Annotated in this window: 14 protein-coding genes; 8 read left to right on the top strand and 6 right to left on the bottom strand. The window is 68.1% G+C overall.

Features of this window, described 5'->3' with window-relative positions:
- Genes ACIBG5_RS37530 through ACIBG5_RS37520 form a run of 3 tightly spaced genes read right to left on the bottom strand, consistent with a single transcriptional unit; the run spans position 1 to position 3,110 of the window.
- A complete protein-coding gene (locus tag ACIBG5_RS37530) occupies positions 1–1,302 on the bottom strand; it encodes an ABC transporter substrate-binding protein (protein WP_396396525.1) in 1,302 nt (433 codons plus the stop codon).
- 13 nt (positions 1,303–1,315) lie between these two features.
- Positions 1,316–2,227 (bottom strand): carbohydrate ABC transporter permease, encoded by a 912-nt coding sequence (locus ACIBG5_RS37525; RefSeq protein WP_396396523.1) that lies wholly within the window; start codon positions 2,225–2,227, stop codon positions 1,316–1,318.
- A complete protein-coding gene (locus ACIBG5_RS37520; protein ID WP_396396521.1) occupies positions 2,208–3,110 on the bottom strand; it encodes a carbohydrate ABC transporter permease in 903 nt (300 codons plus the stop codon). The genes ACIBG5_RS37525 and ACIBG5_RS37520 overlap by 20 nt, the downstream gene beginning before the upstream one ends.
- Positions 3,111–3,244: 134 nt before the next feature.
- Here ACIBG5_RS37520 and ACIBG5_RS37515 point away from each other — a divergent pair, with 134 nt between their 5' ends.
- Together ACIBG5_RS37515 and ACIBG5_RS37510 are read left to right on the top strand one after the other, a co-directional pair.
- Positions 3,245–4,291 (top strand): LacI family DNA-binding transcriptional regulator, encoded by a 1,047-nt coding sequence (locus tag ACIBG5_RS37515; protein ID WP_396396520.1) that lies wholly within the window; start codon positions 3,245–3,247, stop codon positions 4,289–4,291.
- A 29-nt stretch (positions 4,292–4,320) separates the two neighbouring features.
- Entirely contained in the window at positions 4,321–5,061 is a 741-nt protein-coding gene (locus ACIBG5_RS37510; RefSeq protein WP_396396518.1) for an alpha/beta fold hydrolase, read from the top strand.
- Positions 5,062–5,098: 37 nt separating this feature from the next.
- On the opposite strand, the gene ACIBG5_RS37505 is transcribed toward ACIBG5_RS37510, so the two are convergent.
- Positions 5,099–5,794 carry a CHAP domain-containing protein gene (locus ACIBG5_RS37505; RefSeq protein WP_396396516.1) on the bottom strand — a complete coding sequence of 232 codons (696 nt, stop codon included), beginning with the start codon at positions 5,792–5,794 and terminating at the stop codon, positions 5,099–5,101.
- 108 nt (positions 5,795–5,902) lie between these two features.
- Here ACIBG5_RS37505 and ACIBG5_RS37500 point away from each other — a divergent pair, with 108 nt between their 5' ends.
- Together ACIBG5_RS37500 and ACIBG5_RS37495 are read left to right on the top strand one after the other, a co-directional pair.
- Entirely contained in the window at positions 5,903–6,586 is a 684-nt protein-coding gene (locus tag ACIBG5_RS37500; RefSeq protein ID WP_396396515.1) for an NBR1-Ig-like domain-containing protein, read from the top strand.
- A gap of 110 nt (positions 6,587–6,696) precedes the next feature.
- Entirely contained in the window at positions 6,697–8,556 is a 1,860-nt protein-coding gene (locus ACIBG5_RS37495) for an alpha/beta fold hydrolase (RefSeq protein WP_396396514.1), read from the top strand.
- A gap of 87 nt (positions 8,557–8,643) precedes the next feature.
- Here ACIBG5_RS37495 and ACIBG5_RS37490 read toward each other — a convergent pair whose 3' ends face one another.
- On the bottom strand, positions 8,644–9,609 hold the full coding sequence (locus ACIBG5_RS37490) for a type IV toxin-antitoxin system AbiEi family antitoxin domain-containing protein (protein WP_396396512.1): 966 nt from the start codon (positions 9,607–9,609) through the stop codon (positions 8,644–8,646).
- Between the two features lie 214 nt (positions 9,610–9,823).
- The gene (locus ACIBG5_RS37485) at positions 9,824–10,336 is read right to left on the bottom strand and encodes a GbsR/MarR family transcriptional regulator (protein ID WP_396396511.1); all 513 of its coding nucleotides are present in this window, start codon (positions 10,334–10,336) and stop codon (positions 9,824–9,826) included.
- Between the two features lie 97 nt (positions 10,337–10,433).
- Here ACIBG5_RS37485 and ACIBG5_RS37480 point away from each other — a divergent pair, with 97 nt between their 5' ends.
- The 4 genes from ACIBG5_RS37480 (at position 10,434) to ACIBG5_RS37465 (ending at position 13,563) form a co-directional block, all read left to right on the top strand.
- Positions 10,434–11,348 carry an ATP-binding cassette domain-containing protein gene (locus ACIBG5_RS37480; protein ID WP_396396509.1) on the top strand — a complete coding sequence of 305 codons (915 nt, stop codon included), beginning with the start codon at positions 10,434–10,436 and terminating at the stop codon, positions 11,346–11,348.
- Positions 11,345–12,943, top strand: coding sequence for an ABC transporter permease (locus tag ACIBG5_RS37475; RefSeq protein ID WP_396396507.1), 1,599 nt, complete (start codon positions 11,345–11,347; stop codon positions 12,941–12,943). The genes ACIBG5_RS37480 and ACIBG5_RS37475 overlap by 4 nt, the downstream gene beginning before the upstream one ends.
- Before the next feature lie 189 nt (positions 12,944–13,132).
- On the top strand, positions 13,133–13,342 hold the full coding sequence (locus ACIBG5_RS37470) for a hypothetical protein (RefSeq protein ID WP_396396505.1): 210 nt from the start codon (positions 13,133–13,135) through the stop codon (positions 13,340–13,342).
- A 65-nt stretch (positions 13,343–13,407) separates the two neighbouring features.
- The gene (locus tag ACIBG5_RS37465) at positions 13,408–13,563 is read left to right on the top strand and encodes a hypothetical protein (RefSeq protein WP_396396503.1); all 156 of its coding nucleotides are present in this window, start codon (positions 13,408–13,410) and stop codon (positions 13,561–13,563) included.
- Positions 13,564–13,592 lie beyond the last annotated feature (29 nt).

The raw sequence follows: 13,592 nt of genomic DNA, 5'->3' as shown, positions 1-13,592 counted from the left end.
TCAGCCGGCCGACTTGATCAGCCCGTTGATCTTGTCGATGTACGCCGGCAGCTCGGACACCGGCTTCTTGCCGCTGAGGATCGGCTGATAGTTCGCCGTGGTCAGGTCGCCGACCTGCTGCGCCCACTGCGTGGTGAACCGGACGCCGACCGTCTTCTCCGCGGCCAGGTCGGCCTTGACCGTGTCGACCACGGTCGACTGCTCTGCCTTGGTCAACGCGTCGAAGTAGCTGGTCTGCGCCGGGGTGTACGCCGGGGGAGCGACCGGAGAAGCCGGGAGTACGGCGTCCCACACCTTGGTGTTGATGTACTCCAGCACCTTGAACGTCGCGTCCTGGTTCTTCGTGTACTGGGGCGTGCAGATGCCGACCGAGTCGTACAGGGTCGCCGGGGCGTCGACCTGCGGGAACGGCGCGAACCCGTACTTCACCTTCGGCTTGTCGGTCTGGAACCCGGCCGCCAGCCACTGCCCGCCGAACATCATCGGCACCTTGCCCGCGGAGAACAGCGACTGCACGTTCGCGGCGTCGTACCCGGGTGGGGAGACCGAGCCACTCTTGATCGCGTCGACGAGCTTCTGCACACCCTCGGTGTACTTGGCGTCCGCTTCGGCCTTGGTCGGGTGGTTCACGTTGTCGGTGAACGGTGCACCGCCGGCCGAGACGGAGTACATGCTCATCGTGAACGGACCGTCCGGGGAGGTGAGCTGGTCGGCCACGAGCCCGTACTTCGCCCCGTTCTTTCCTGCCAGCTTCGCGGCCGCGGCGTACATCTCGTCCCAGGTCCAGCCGGCCTTCGGCACCGGTACGCCGGCGGCGGTGAAGGCGTCGGCGTTGTACCAGACGCCGTAGGTGTTCATCAGTGACGGCAGGCCGCCCATCTGGCCGTCGGCGGTCTTCCAGTTCTCCATCGCGGACGGCACGAACTGGTCGGCCTTGAAGTCGCCGTCCCCGTCCTTGATCTTCTCGGTCCAGTCGACCAGCAGGCCTTGCGAGGTGTACTGCTGCTCGGTGTCGTTGCCGCACCAGAACAGGTCCGGCAGCTTCTTCGCCTGGGTCAGGGAGGCGAGCTTGTCGCCGAAGTTGCCGGCCGGGGTGTCGAGCAGCTGGACGGTGATGTTGTCGTCCTTGAAGTCGGCCAGTGCCTTCTTGATCGCGGCGTTGGTCTGGGCCGATTCCCACGTCATCACGGTCACGGTGACCGGTCCGTCGCTCGACCCGCCGCCGGAGTCCGATCCGCTGCAGGCCGTTGCCGTCAGCAACCCGGCACAGGCCAGGGTGGTTACCAGGAAAGTGCGTTTCACAGGAGGATCCCCTCTATTTCTGGGTCGTGCTGCCGAGCGAGCCGAGGCCCTGGATGAAGTAGCGCTGCGCGGCGAAGAAGACGATCAGTGGCGGCAGCATGTAGAGCAGGTTGGTGGCCATGTAGTAGCTCCAGTCCGGTGTCTTCCCGGCGAACGGCGAGATGAACGACGCCATCCCGACCGACAGCGGCCACTTGTTCGACGAGTACAGGTAGACCAACGGGTTGAGGAAGTCGTTCCAGGACGCCTGGAAGGCCAGGATCGCCATCGTGATCCAGGCCGGCCGGGTCAGCGGGAGCATCACACTCGTGAAGATCCGGAAGTGCCCGGCGCCGTCGATCTTCGCCGCCTCGTCGATGGAGTACGGGATGGCCAGGAAGTACTGCCGGGCCAGGAAGATGAACAACGGGTTCCCGCCGAGGAAGGCCGGCACGATCAGCGGCAGCCAGGTGTCGTACCAGCCGATGCTCTTGTACAGCTGGAACAACGGGATCAGCCCGACCACACCGGGCAGCAGCATGCTCCCGACGAACAGGTAGAACCACACCTTGCGGCCGGGGAAGCGCAGCCGGGCCAGCGCGTAGCCGGCCATCATCGCGGTCATCACGCCACCGAGCACGCTGAGTGCGGTGATGATGGTCGAGTTCACCAGGAGTCGCGGGAAGTGGATCGCCTCCGGCCCGTTGACGAAGTTGCTCCAGGTGAACTCGTGCGGCAGCAGCTTCGGCGGGATGTCGAACACCGCGGTCCGGCTCTTCAGGCCGATGGTGATCATCCACAGCAGCGGGACGACCATGACCGCGCTGATGAACAGCGCGACGACGTACCAGGACGTCGTACCGACCAGGCGGGGTTTCTTGGGGGAGGGCGTGGTCCGGGTGGTCAGGACCGTGCCCTCGGCGGCTTCAGTCTGGAGTGTTGTCACTGTAGGTCCATAGCGAGGAGAACTTCGCGGTCAGGGCGATCACGGCGATGATGAGCACGAACAGCACCCACACCTGCGCCGACGCGTAGCCGAGCTGCGGGATCTGGCCGAGGTTGGGGAAGCCGTTCTTGTAGATCGACAGCATCAGGACGTTGGTGCTGAAGCCGGGTCCGCCGTTGGTGAGGATCTTCGGCTGGTTGAACGTCTGCAGTGCGGCCGTGGTCTGCAGGATCACCTGCAGCAACATGATCGGGCTGATCATCGGCATGGTGATCCGGAAGAACACCGACCACGACCCGGCGCCGTCCACCCGGGCCGCCTCGTACAACTCGTTCGGCACGGCCTGCAACGCGGCCAGGAAGATGATCATCGTGCCGCCGACACCCCACAGCATCACCAGCACGACCGCGGGCATCGACATGCTCGGACTCTGCAACCACAGACTGGTCGGCAGGCCCAGTCGATCCAGGACCGTGTTCAGCAGGCCGACCTGCGGATCCAGGATGAACTTCCACAACGTGATCGTCGCGATCGCCGGGAGTACGACGGGCAGATAGGCGAGCGTCCGGACGACGCGCACCCCGGCGAACCGCTGGTTGCAGAACATCGCCAGCGCCAGCCCGAGGGCCAGCGACAACGGCACATAGAGAACGACCAGGTACCCGGTCGCACGCAGCGACGGCCAGAACGCCGGGTCGACCGTGAACAACCGGCGGAAGTTGCCCAGGCCAACGAAGATCGGGTCGGTCAGGCCGTTGTACCTGGTCAGGGCGAGGTAGAACGAGCGGACCAGCGGATACACCACGAAGACGGTGAACCCGATGATCGCCGGCGCGATGAACAAGTACGCCGCCTTGACGTCGGACCCGGCGTTGCGACTCATGCCACCGCGGGAGGCCCGGCTCACTCTCGCCTCACTGAGCTCGCGGAAGGACTCATTCGGACTCCTGGACGGTAACGTTTCCAAGGACTTACTGTTGGGTGACGATGCCGTGTCGTGAACAGGAAGTCAACACCGTGCCCGAAACGTTTCCACCGCCAGAGGCCAGCCGGCCGACGATGATCGACGTCGCCCGCCGGGCGGGGGTCGGGCTGGGCACTGTGTCCCGGGTGGTCAACGGCGGGCACGGGGTGCGGGACGAGACCGCGCACCGGGTCCGGAAGGCGATCGACGAGCTCGGCTTCCAGCGCAACGAGGTCGCCCGGGCGCTCCGGCCGGGGAAGAAGTCGTCGAGTCTTGCGCTGGTGCTGGGCGACCTGACCAACCCGTTCTTCGCGAGTATCGCGAAGGCGTCGCTGGAGGTCGCCGGGCAGTCCGGCTTCGCTGTCGTACTGGGCAGCGTCGACGAGGATCCGGAGGGGGAGAAGCGGGCGATCCAGGAGCTGGTCAGCCGTCAGGTCGCCGGGCTGATGATCGTGCCGGACCAGGGCGACCACTCGTTCCTGGCCGGCGCCGGCGTACCGGTGGTGTTCGTCGACCGGCCGGCCACCGGCCTCGACGCCGACATCGTGATGGTCGACAACGAGGGTGGCGGCCGGCTCGCCGCCGCACACCTGCTGGCGCAGGGGCATCGGCGGATCGCGATCCTGCTCGCGCCGTCGTACTACACCACCGGCCGGCGGCTGCGGGGGTACCGGCGGGCGCACCGCGAGGTTGAGGCCGACGTCGACGAGTCCCTCGTCATCCAGTTGCCCGAGGGCAACGCCGAGGCCGCCGAGAAGGCGACCCGCGAGGTGATGCTCCGCGCCGATCCGCCGACCGCGATCTTTGCCTCGACCAACTTCCTCACCGAGGGCGTACTGCGGGCCCTGCGCGAACTCGGCCGGGAGCCGGCGGTGGTCGGCTTCGACGACTTCCGGCTGGCGGACATGCTGCCGACCCCGGTGACAGTCGTTGCCTCCGACATCGCTGAACTCGGCCGGAGCGCGGCCCGCCTGCTGCTCGACCGGGCCTCGGGCGCGGACCGACGGCCACCCCAGCGGATCGTGCTGCCCTGCGCCCTGATCCAGCGCGGCTCCGGCGAACGCCCACCGGATTCTGCCGGCAACAGAAAGCCTCGCTGACCTTCGGCTGCCCGACTAGGGTCGGTTGCATGTACTACGAGTCCTTCGGCGTGGGCCGCCCGATCGTGTTCCTGCCCGGCTGGGGTGGCGCCAACGGCGAGGGCCGTGACGTGCACGAGCCGGTGTTCGAGGAGCACCCGGGATGGCGACGGATCTACGTCGACCCGCCCGGCACCGGCAAGACGCCGTCGGTCCCGTCGATCACCGACCAGGACGGCATGCTCGACGCCATCGCGGCCACGATCGAGGACCTGGTCGGCGGTGAGAGGTTCGCCCTGGCCGGTACGTCGGCCGGCGGTCTGCACGCCCGCGGCCTCGTCAAGCGGGATCCGGCCCGCATCCTCGGATTGCTGCTGCGCGTCCCCGGCATCGTGGTCGACCGGACCAAGCGCACGCTGCCGACCGATCAGTTCCTGCTCCGTTCGGAGGACTTCGTCGCCGCTTGGCAGGACAAGCAGGACCGGTACTACGACCCCGCCGAGCAGCAGGCCGACCTGGAGTTCCTGGGTCACATCCAGAGCGACGTCAGCAGGTACGCGCTGCGCGAGGACCCGGTGGCCCGGTTCGAGCGGCCCACCCTGATCATCACCGGCCGCCAGGACACGATGACCGGGTACGCCGATGCGTGGTCCGTCGTCGAGGACTACCCGCGCGCGACGTACGCCGTACTCGACCAGGAGGATCACGACCTGCCGGTCCGGCGGAACGGGCTGTACCAAGCGCTGGTCTCGGACTGGGTCCGGCGCATGGAGGAGCACCCGGACGCGTGAGGGGCGGGCGCGCGTCCGGGTGCTCGGGTGAGAAGGGTCAGAAGTTCGGCCAGGCCCAGCCGAGGTAGCTGGAGAAGTACGGCAGCTTCGCCAGGCCGATCTTGCTGTTGACGCTGCTGGCCCAGAAGTAGCCGTCGCCGCGGGCCACCCCGACGTGGCCGTACGGTGCGCCGATGTCCCAGAAGACCAGCGCGCCCTTCGGCGGGTTCAGGTCGCCGCGGTGCGCGACGCCGCGGGCGACGGCGTCGTTCCAGTCTGCCTTGGCTGAGGCCCAGATGCCGGACTTGCCGTAGGACGTCTCGGCCGCCAGCTCGCAGTACCCCTGGTAGGCGGTCGAGCCGCTGTGGGCGACGTACCAGGCGATCGCCTTGTCCGCGCGCGGGTTGCTGGTGCACAGCGGGGCGACGAGCCCGGAGCTGCCGGTGTTCACGTACGCGTCGGAGATGTAGCCCTTGCCGGGCACGTGGTCCCAGATCAGGCTGCGGCCGAACTTGCCGGTCACCGGCTCGCCGTAGAGCTGGCAGTCGATCTCGACGGAGCCGTTCGGCTGGGTGCCGACCGAGCCGAAGCTGACGGCGTTGCCGGACCGGATGGTCACGCCGAGGCCGCTGTCGGTGACGACGGTGCCGGTGGCGGCGCTGGCCGGCAGGACGCCGACGCTGAAGACGGCCGCTCCGCCGAGCAGGGCAGTGGCGGCGAGGCGGGCGGTGATGCGCAGAAGGGCGGTACGCATGGGCGGTGGTCCTTTTCGCTCGGAGAGTGGCGAACTGACACTGATTTACAGAGAATCAGAGGGTTACGGTGTTGTCGCAGTGGGCAACGATCGACCGGGGAGTGCGGTGTGAGGCCAGCCCAGGCTCGCTTTGTGATCGGCTGCCGGATGCGCGAGCTCCGGGAGGCCGCAGGCGTTCCGCTGTCGCGGGCCGCCGTACTGTCCGGCTGGGACAAGGGCCACCTGTCCCGGGTCGAGCGCGGCCACACCAAACCCAGCCGCGAGCTGATCGAGTGGTACGACGCCTCGTTCGGTGCCGGCCAGGCCCTGGTGAACCAGCTGGTGGAGCTGGACGCCGCGGTTCGGGCCGGCCGCGATATGTCCCAGCGGGACATCCGGCGGCATGTCCAGCCGGTGCTGCTGGGCGGATCGGTGCCGGTCGACCACCATCCGGAGGACCGGGCCGAGCTGGTGGGTGAGACGGTGCCGGACGGGACGCGAGTGTGCCGGGACCAGGGGTTCGAGAAGGCTTGGGAGATCCGGAACAGCGGAGAGCGGTCGTGGCGCGATCGCTGGCTGACCAGACAGGGTTCCGCCGGGGCGCCGGGCTGGCTGCGATCGCCGCAGCGCGAGCGGCTGCCGGACGCCGTACCGGGCGAGACCGTGACGGTGACGATGCGGTTGCAGGCCCCGTCCCAGGTCGGCGCGTCAACGGCGCACTTCAAGATCACCGACGACGCAGGGCGTCTGTACTACCCCGGACTGGAGTCACCACCGATGTACTGCACGATCTTCACTGTGTACGAGCTCTAGTGTTCAGTGCTAGGGAATGCCCTTGACCTTGCGTTGACGGGTATTCAGAACCGCCTGGTCCGGCATACGTTGCTGTCTCCTGAACCCGCCCGGACAACAGGAGTTGCAGCGTGATCAGATTCCACAAGATCGCTCTGGCCCTCGCTGTGGCACTGGTCGTGCCCCAGCTGGCCATCAGCTCGGCCTCGGCAGCCCGCCCGGCCAGGGGTCCGGTGGATCCGCCGGTCCCATCCATCCCGCAGAAGTACCTCGACCAGCAGATCCAGTGGTCGGTGTGCTCGTTCGACGCCGCGGTGAAGGCGTTGTACCCGCAGGCACCCACCACCAACTGCGCCAAGGTGACGGTTCCGATGGACTGGGCCCACCCGGACGCGCACCCCGACGTCCAGGTCGCCATCGCCTACAGCCAGGCCACCGGTACGTCGAAGGGCCTGATGACCACCAACCCCGGGGGACCGGGTGGCGCCGGGCTGACGCTGTCGGCCTCGCTGGCCATCGACAAGACCCAGCTGTTCACTGACTTCGACCTGCTCGGCTTCGACCCGCGCGGCTTCGGCCAGAGCACGCCGCTGCAGTGCCTGACCACGACCGACAAGCTGAACGCGCTGCCGACCACGCCCGACTACAAGGAGCGCACCCGGCAGACCCACAAGACCGAGGTGGCCGAGGCGAAGCTGTACGCCGAGGCGTGCTCGTCGACGGAGTTCGGTCAGTTCGTCAGCAGCCAGCAGACCGTGTACGACATGGAGTTCCTGCGGGCGCTGTTCAACGCACGCCAGCTGAACCTCATCGGCTACAGCTACGGCACCTGGCTCGGCGGCTGGTACGCCGACACCTACCCGTCACGGGTCGGCCGGTTCGTGATCGACTCGAACATGGACTGGACCCACACCCAGTGGGACAACGTGAACTTCGACCCGTTCTCCGGCCAGCGCCGGCGCGACACCCAGTTCTTCCCGTGGATCGCCCGGCACGCCGACCAGATCCAGGGACTCGGGTCCACACCGAAACAGGTGACGGCGAAGTACAACCAGGTCCGCGCCGACCTGGTGAAGCTGGTCAAGGCCGGCACCAGCAACGTCCGCGGCGACAACCTCGACGGGACGATCTACAGCACCATCTACGGCAACGTCCGGTTCATCCGGGCGACGGTCGACATCCTGGTGCACGACGAGTACGTCAAGGACCCGTCGGCGTCGGGCGAGATCGAGCTGCGGCACGTGGACAAGGCGTGGGCCCGGCTCTCCCCGGAGCTGCAGGCGTTCGACAGCCTCGCCGCGATCCGGGCCCGGTACGGCGTGACGCCGGCCGCGGCGGGCACCGACTCGGCCGTGCCGGTCGACTCGACCCGGTCGATCCTGGCCGACGCCCGAGCGGCCGCGGCCAAGTCCTCCGGCGACGCCACCGTCAACCTCGGCCCGATCGGTACGACGGTCCGCTGCAACGACACCGCGTGGAACAAGGACCCGAACTTCTACCTGCGCGAGGCCGACCGGATGGCGGAGAAGTACACCTTCTTCGGCTACATGAACGGCGTACCGTTCTGCGCCTTCTGGCCATACAAGCCGCAGGACCGCAAGCTCGACCTGACCGGTTCGCCACGGATCCTGATGATCCAGGGTGAGGTCGACCCGGCGACGGCGTACGAAGGTGCGCTGCGCACCCACAAGGACACCTCGAAGGTGACGCGCTTCGTCGCCATCGACGACGAGGGCCAGCACGGTCAGTACGTCGGTTCCGCGTCAGCGTGCGCGGAGGCGATCGGTGACAGATTCGTTTTCAGCGGCGAACTGCCCGGCAAGGACCAGGTCTGCGGCACCAGCCCGCTACCGGCCGAACTATCGGTCTACCCGGTCAACGGCCCGGTCGACGGCAACGCCGTACACCTGCCCAACTCGAAGTCCCGCCACACCGTCAACCCCCTCCTCCAACGAGCGCTCGACACAGTAGCCACCACCACCCTCCGGTAGCGGCGGCGCGCTCCAACGAGCGTTGGCACAGCGCGGTAGCCGTTGGCGAACACACGAACCGGTGGCCTTGAACAGGGAGTTTCCTGTTCAAGGCCACCGGATCCTGTCCGCGGGCCCTAAGCCGGGCAGGTGGCCGAGGGCCCAGCGGATGCGATCGGCGGTAGCTTTCGGCTGATCCAGGTCGGCCCAGCTCGTCCGCACGACGCCGTAGCCGCAGGCGCGGAGCCGGTCCTCACGCCATTTCTCCGCGAGTACTGCATCGGCCGTCTCGCCGTACTTCTCCGCGCCATCGAACTCGACGATCAGCCGACCACCCACCAGAAAGTCGACTCGGCCGACCAGTCGCCCGGTCGCATCGTGAATCTCCGCTTGAAGCCTTGGCACCGGCAGACCGTGGTTCGCCATCAGGACCCGCAGTCGCGACTCCCCGACCGACTCGCTCAGCCCGTCGGCGAACCGAGCAGCCGCCCGCGCCGCCGGCGCACCACTCCAGTACTTGTGCCGGTTCGCGATCGTCACCAGTGCCTCCGCTGTCACGAGCTGCTGATGAAGAGCCGCATCCCCCAGCACAACTCCCACCTCGTACGACGAGACGCAGGCGGTTTCGGTGATCGCGCGGGCAGCCGTGACAACCTGGAAGCCGTCGACCATGGTGATCTCGCCCGGTTCGAATCGTGAACGGTGAACTTCCGCGATGGCCTCCGACCGTTGGCGCCCGCTCGGCTTGGTCACGTGGACCTTGGTCAGATCCAGACCCCAGCTCGGAAGCCCATGCAACACGGCCGCGGACTGATGGCTGACCACCGCTGCGCCGCCCATCCGCTCGACCACGGCCCGCGTCCTCAACAGGTGCAGTCGCCTCGCCCTGTCCCACGGGGCCTCGCCGGTTGGCCAGGCGGCAGGTTCGGCGTACGCGTCACGGGACAGGCGGGTCCAGTGTCCGGCGCGGAGGCGTCGCCGGAGCTCGCTGTCGGAGTAGCCGGCGTCCATCGCGTCCGTCCGGGTGAACCAGCCGCGGCGGGCGGCGGTCAGCACACTCAACTTGGGGTTCATACCGGCAACATGCCGTCGAATCACCCGTCCGCCGCGCACAGATCCGCACTTGTGGACAGCCATGTCCGGGGACCCTGCACACCACCCCGTGGCCTTGAACAGGAAATAGCGTGTGGAAGCCCCCGACTTCCGGTTCAAGCACCCGGCTCGGGTACGGCGGGGACGGCGGCGGGACGGCGGGGGGCGGGGGGACGGTGGGTGGGGGTGGGTGGGGTCAGGGGTCGCGGGGGCCGTATTGGGCGTCCAGGTCGGCGTCGATCTCGGCTTTGCGTTTGAACCAGCGTTCGCTGAGGCCTTTGACTTCTTCCTCGATGAAATCGATGAAGGCCAGGGAGGCGCGCACGCGGCGGTGGGCCGCGGTGCCTTCGCCGGCGGCGTCGAGGACGTGGTGGAGCGAGTCGGACCAGCGGGCCAGCGCCTGGTCCTGGCTCATCATGCTCTGGTACCAGAAGTCGTCCTGGACCACGTAGACGTCGCGTCTGCTGCCGGGCTCACGCTCACGGTTGGCCAGGCGGAGCTGGAGCAAGTAGTTGACCGCGCCGGACACCGCGGCCGGACTGGCCTGCAGTTGGTCGGACAGCTCGGCCGCCGTCAAGCGGCCCTCCTCGCTGGACAGGATGGCGGCGAAGACCCGGGCTGCCATCCGCGGCCAGCCCGTGTCGGCCAGCAGGTTGCCGAACTGTTCGGCGTACCGCCTGACGGCTTCGTCGTCTCGTTGTGCACTCACCGCCCCATCATCCCCTCTACGTGACCCAAAAACCTGACGCGTGAGAGACGCGTTAGTAAGATTCACAATCTTCTGAATGAAGTGTACGTTATGAATCATGACATCAGCCATCGTGGTCTCAGGACTGCACAAGTCGTACGGCAGTACGCACGCCCTCGACGGTCTCGACCTGGACGTCGCGACCGGTGAGGTGCACGGATTCCTCGGACCGAACGGCGCGGGGAAGTCCACGACCATCCGGGTGCTGCTCGGTCTGCTGCGCGGTGACGAGGGTGACGTCTCGCTGCTCGGGGGCGACCCGTGGCACGACGCGGCGAAGCTGCACCGGCGGCTGGCCTACGTCCCCGGTGACGTCAATCTGTGGCCGAACCTGACCGGCGGCGAGGTGATCGACCTGCTCGGCCGGCTCCGCGGCGGGCTGGACTCCAAGAAGCGGGACGACCTGCTGCGCCGGTTCGACCTCGACCCGACCAAGAAGGGCCGTACCTACTCCAAGGGCAACCGGCAGAAGGTCGCACTGGTCGCGGCGCTTGCGTCGGACGTCGAGTTGCTGATCCTGGACGAGCCGACGTCCGGCCTGGACCCGCTGATGGAGGAGGTGTTCCGGCAGTGCATCGAGGAGGAGCGCCAGCACGACCGCACCGTGCTGCTGTCGAGCCACATCCTCTCCGAGGTCGAGGCCCTGTGTGACCGGATCAGCATCATCCGCCGCGGCAAGGTCGTCGAGACCGGCACGCTGTCCGAGCTGCGGCACCTGACCCGTACGTCGATCCAGGCCGAACTCGCCGGGGCAGTGAACGGCCTGGCCCAGCTGCCCGGCGTTCACGACCTCAATGTCGAGGGCAACCGGGTCCGCTGCGAGGTGGACACCGCACAGCTCGACGCGGTGATGCGGCAGCTGTCTGCGAGCGGGATCAAGAGCCTGGTCGCGCAGCCGCCGACGCTGGAGGAGCTGTTCCTGCGACACTACGAGGACGACGTCGCGGCCGAGCCCGAGGCGGCCTTGCGATGAGCGACTTCGTCGGTACCGGCACCCTGGTGCGCCTCGCGCTGCGCCGGGACCGGGTCCTGATCCCGGTGTGGATCGTGGTGTTCGTGATCACGGCGGCCGGGTCCGCACAGGCTTCCATCGACCTCTACCCGGACGTCCAGTCCCGGATCGAGGCGGCGCGGACGTCGAACGCCTCGCCCGCCCTGGTCTCGCTGTACGGCCGGATCTTCGACGAGACCTCGCTCGGGGAGCTCTCGCTGTTCAAGCTGACCGCGTTCGGTGCCGTACTGGTGGCGCTGCTCGCTGCGATGCTGGTGGTCCGGCACACCCGGACCGAGGAGGAGGCCGGCCGGCTCGAGCTGCTCAGCGCCGGAGTCGTCGGACGGTACGCCGCTCTGGCCGCGGCGCTGATCGTGTCGTCGGGGACCGTCGTACTGATCGGCATGCTGTCCGCGCTGGCGTTGATCGGCGTCGGCCTGCCGGCGTCCGGTTCGTTGGCCTTCGGGCTGCTGTGGGCGTCGGCCGGTCTGTCCTTCGCCGGTGTGGGTGCGCTGACCGCGCAGCTGACCGAGGGGGCCCGGACCGCCAACGGGTTCACCGGGATCGTCCTGGGTGTCTCGTACGTACTGCGGGCGATCGGCGACTCGTCCAGCGACGGCAAGTCCGAGTGGGTGTCGTGGTTGTCGCCGATCGGCTGGTCGCAGCAGATCCGTGCGTACGCGGGCGACCGCTTCGTCGTCGTTCTGGTTCCGTTGGCGTTCATGGCTGTGCTGGTGGCCGGCGCGATGGCGCTGATCCGGCGCCGCGATGTCGGTGCGGGCCTGGTGCGGCCGCGTCCGGGTCCGGCCACCGCTGCGCCATCGCTGCGGTCGCCGCTGGCGCTGGCCTGGCGACTGCACCGGGGTTCCTTGTACGGCTGGGGTTTCGCGTTCCTGCTGCTCGGGCTGCTGGTGGGCAACATCGCCAGCAACGTGGACGGGTTCGTGACCAGCGACAGTGCCCGGGAAATGGTCGAGAAGCTCGGCGGCGTCAACGGCATCACCGACGCGTTCCTGGCGACCGAGATGGGGATGGTCGGTCTGCTCGCCTCGGCGTTCGGCATCCAGGCGGCCCTCCGGCTCCGGTCGGAGGAGACCGCGCTCCGGGCCGAGCCGTTGCTCGCGACTGGTGTCAGCCGCACTCAGTGGGTCGGCAGCCACGTGCTGATGGCGCTGTTCGGTATCGCTCTGCTGATCCTGGTCGCAGGACTCGGGTCCGGCATCTCCAGTGGTGCTTCGCTGGGCAACATGGGCCGTCAGCTGCCCCGCATGCTCGCTGCGGCCGCCGTGCAGTTGCCTGCGATCTGGCTCGTCACCGGACTGGTCGTCGTACTGTTCGGGTTCGCTCCGAAGCTGGTCACCGGTGCGTGGGTGCTGTTCGGCATGTTCCTGCTGATCGGGCAGTTCGGCAGCATCTTCGACCTGCCCCAGTCGGTGATGAACCTCAGCCCCTACGGGCACACTCCGCGGCTGCCGGGCGGCGACTTCTCCGTCGCTCCGGTCATCTGGCTGACCGCGATCGCAGCAGCGCTCATGGGGGCAGGGATCGCCACCTTCCGCCGCCGGGACGTGGGCTGACCGTCCGAATGACTGCGCTGGTCTGAGGGGTCCAGCGCCTCCGGCCCGCCCGGTGCCTCACCGGGCGGGCCGGCCTGTCAAGCGGCAGCGTCAGAGCTGCAGCCAGCTGCAACCGTTCTCCCTATCCGGACATCTCCCTGTTAAGCTCTCCGCCCGCTCGGGGTGGGCATTCTGGGGAGGAACGGGTCGATGAGTGTGCTCGCATGGTGGTTGCGCACGCCCGAACGGGTGGTTCGCGGCCTCTGCGTCGTTCTGCTCGCGATCCTGTTTCCACTCGTTCCCGCCTGCGCGGCCGGACCGGTCGAGGCTGTGCCGGTGGCCGGCGAGCCTCCGGTCGCTGTCTTCGGGCTCAGCGGCATCACGCCGGCGGTGGCGGCGCAGGGACGACGGCGACGCTGACGGTGCACGGTGAGTTGCTCGAGTCGACGGACGTCGTGCGGTTCACTGCAAGGTTTCGGCTTCCGATGGCCGGGGTGGTGACGTCGGTGTCGGCGGACCACACCGCGGCGACGGTGACCGGCGATCTGACGAAGGCCGCACCCGGGGCGTGGGATCTGATGGTCGCGTCGACGTCCGGGGAGGCTCTGTTCATCCCGAAGGCGTTGACGGTGAGCCCCTGATCACTGACCTCGCGGCGCCTGCTGTCTAC

The sequence above is a fragment of the Kribbella sp. NPDC050241 genome (genome assembly GCF_044459685.1).
GTDB lineage: Bacteria > Actinomycetota > Actinomycetes > Propionibacteriales > Kribbellaceae > Kribbella.
Note: the sequence above shows the minus strand (reverse complement) of the source record. Positions and strands in the feature narration are given on the sequence as shown.

Excerpts from the sequence above, each read along its gene's own strand:
- ACIBG5_RS37505 (WP_396396516.1), bottom strand. The coding sequence starts at position 5,794 with ATGCGTACCGCCCTTCTGCGCATCACCGCCCGCCTCGCCGCCACTGCC.
- ACIBG5_RS37465 (WP_396396503.1), top strand. The coding sequence starts at position 13,408 with ATGGCCGGGGTGGTGACGTCGGTGTCGGCGGACCACACCGCGGCGACG.
- ACIBG5_RS37475 (WP_396396507.1), top strand. The coding sequence starts at position 11,345 with ATGAGCGACTTCGTCGGTACCGGCACCCTGGTGCGCCTCGCGCTGCGC.
- ACIBG5_RS37480 (WP_396396509.1), top strand. The coding sequence starts at position 10,434 with ATGACATCAGCCATCGTGGTCTCAGGACTGCACAAGTCGTACGGCAGT.
- ACIBG5_RS37470 (WP_396396505.1), top strand. The coding sequence starts at position 13,133 with ATGAGTGTGCTCGCATGGTGGTTGCGCACGCCCGAACGGGTGGTTCGC.
- ACIBG5_RS37510 (WP_396396518.1), top strand. The coding sequence starts at position 4,321 with ATGTACTACGAGTCCTTCGGCGTGGGCCGCCCGATCGTGTTCCTGCCC.
- ACIBG5_RS37490 (WP_396396512.1), bottom strand. The coding sequence starts at position 9,609 with ATGAACCCCAAGTTGAGTGTGCTGACCGCCGCCCGCCGCGGCTGGTTC.
- ACIBG5_RS37520 (WP_396396521.1), bottom strand. The coding sequence starts at position 3,110 with ATGAGTCGCAACGCCGGGTCCGACGTCAAGGCGGCGTACTTGTTCATC.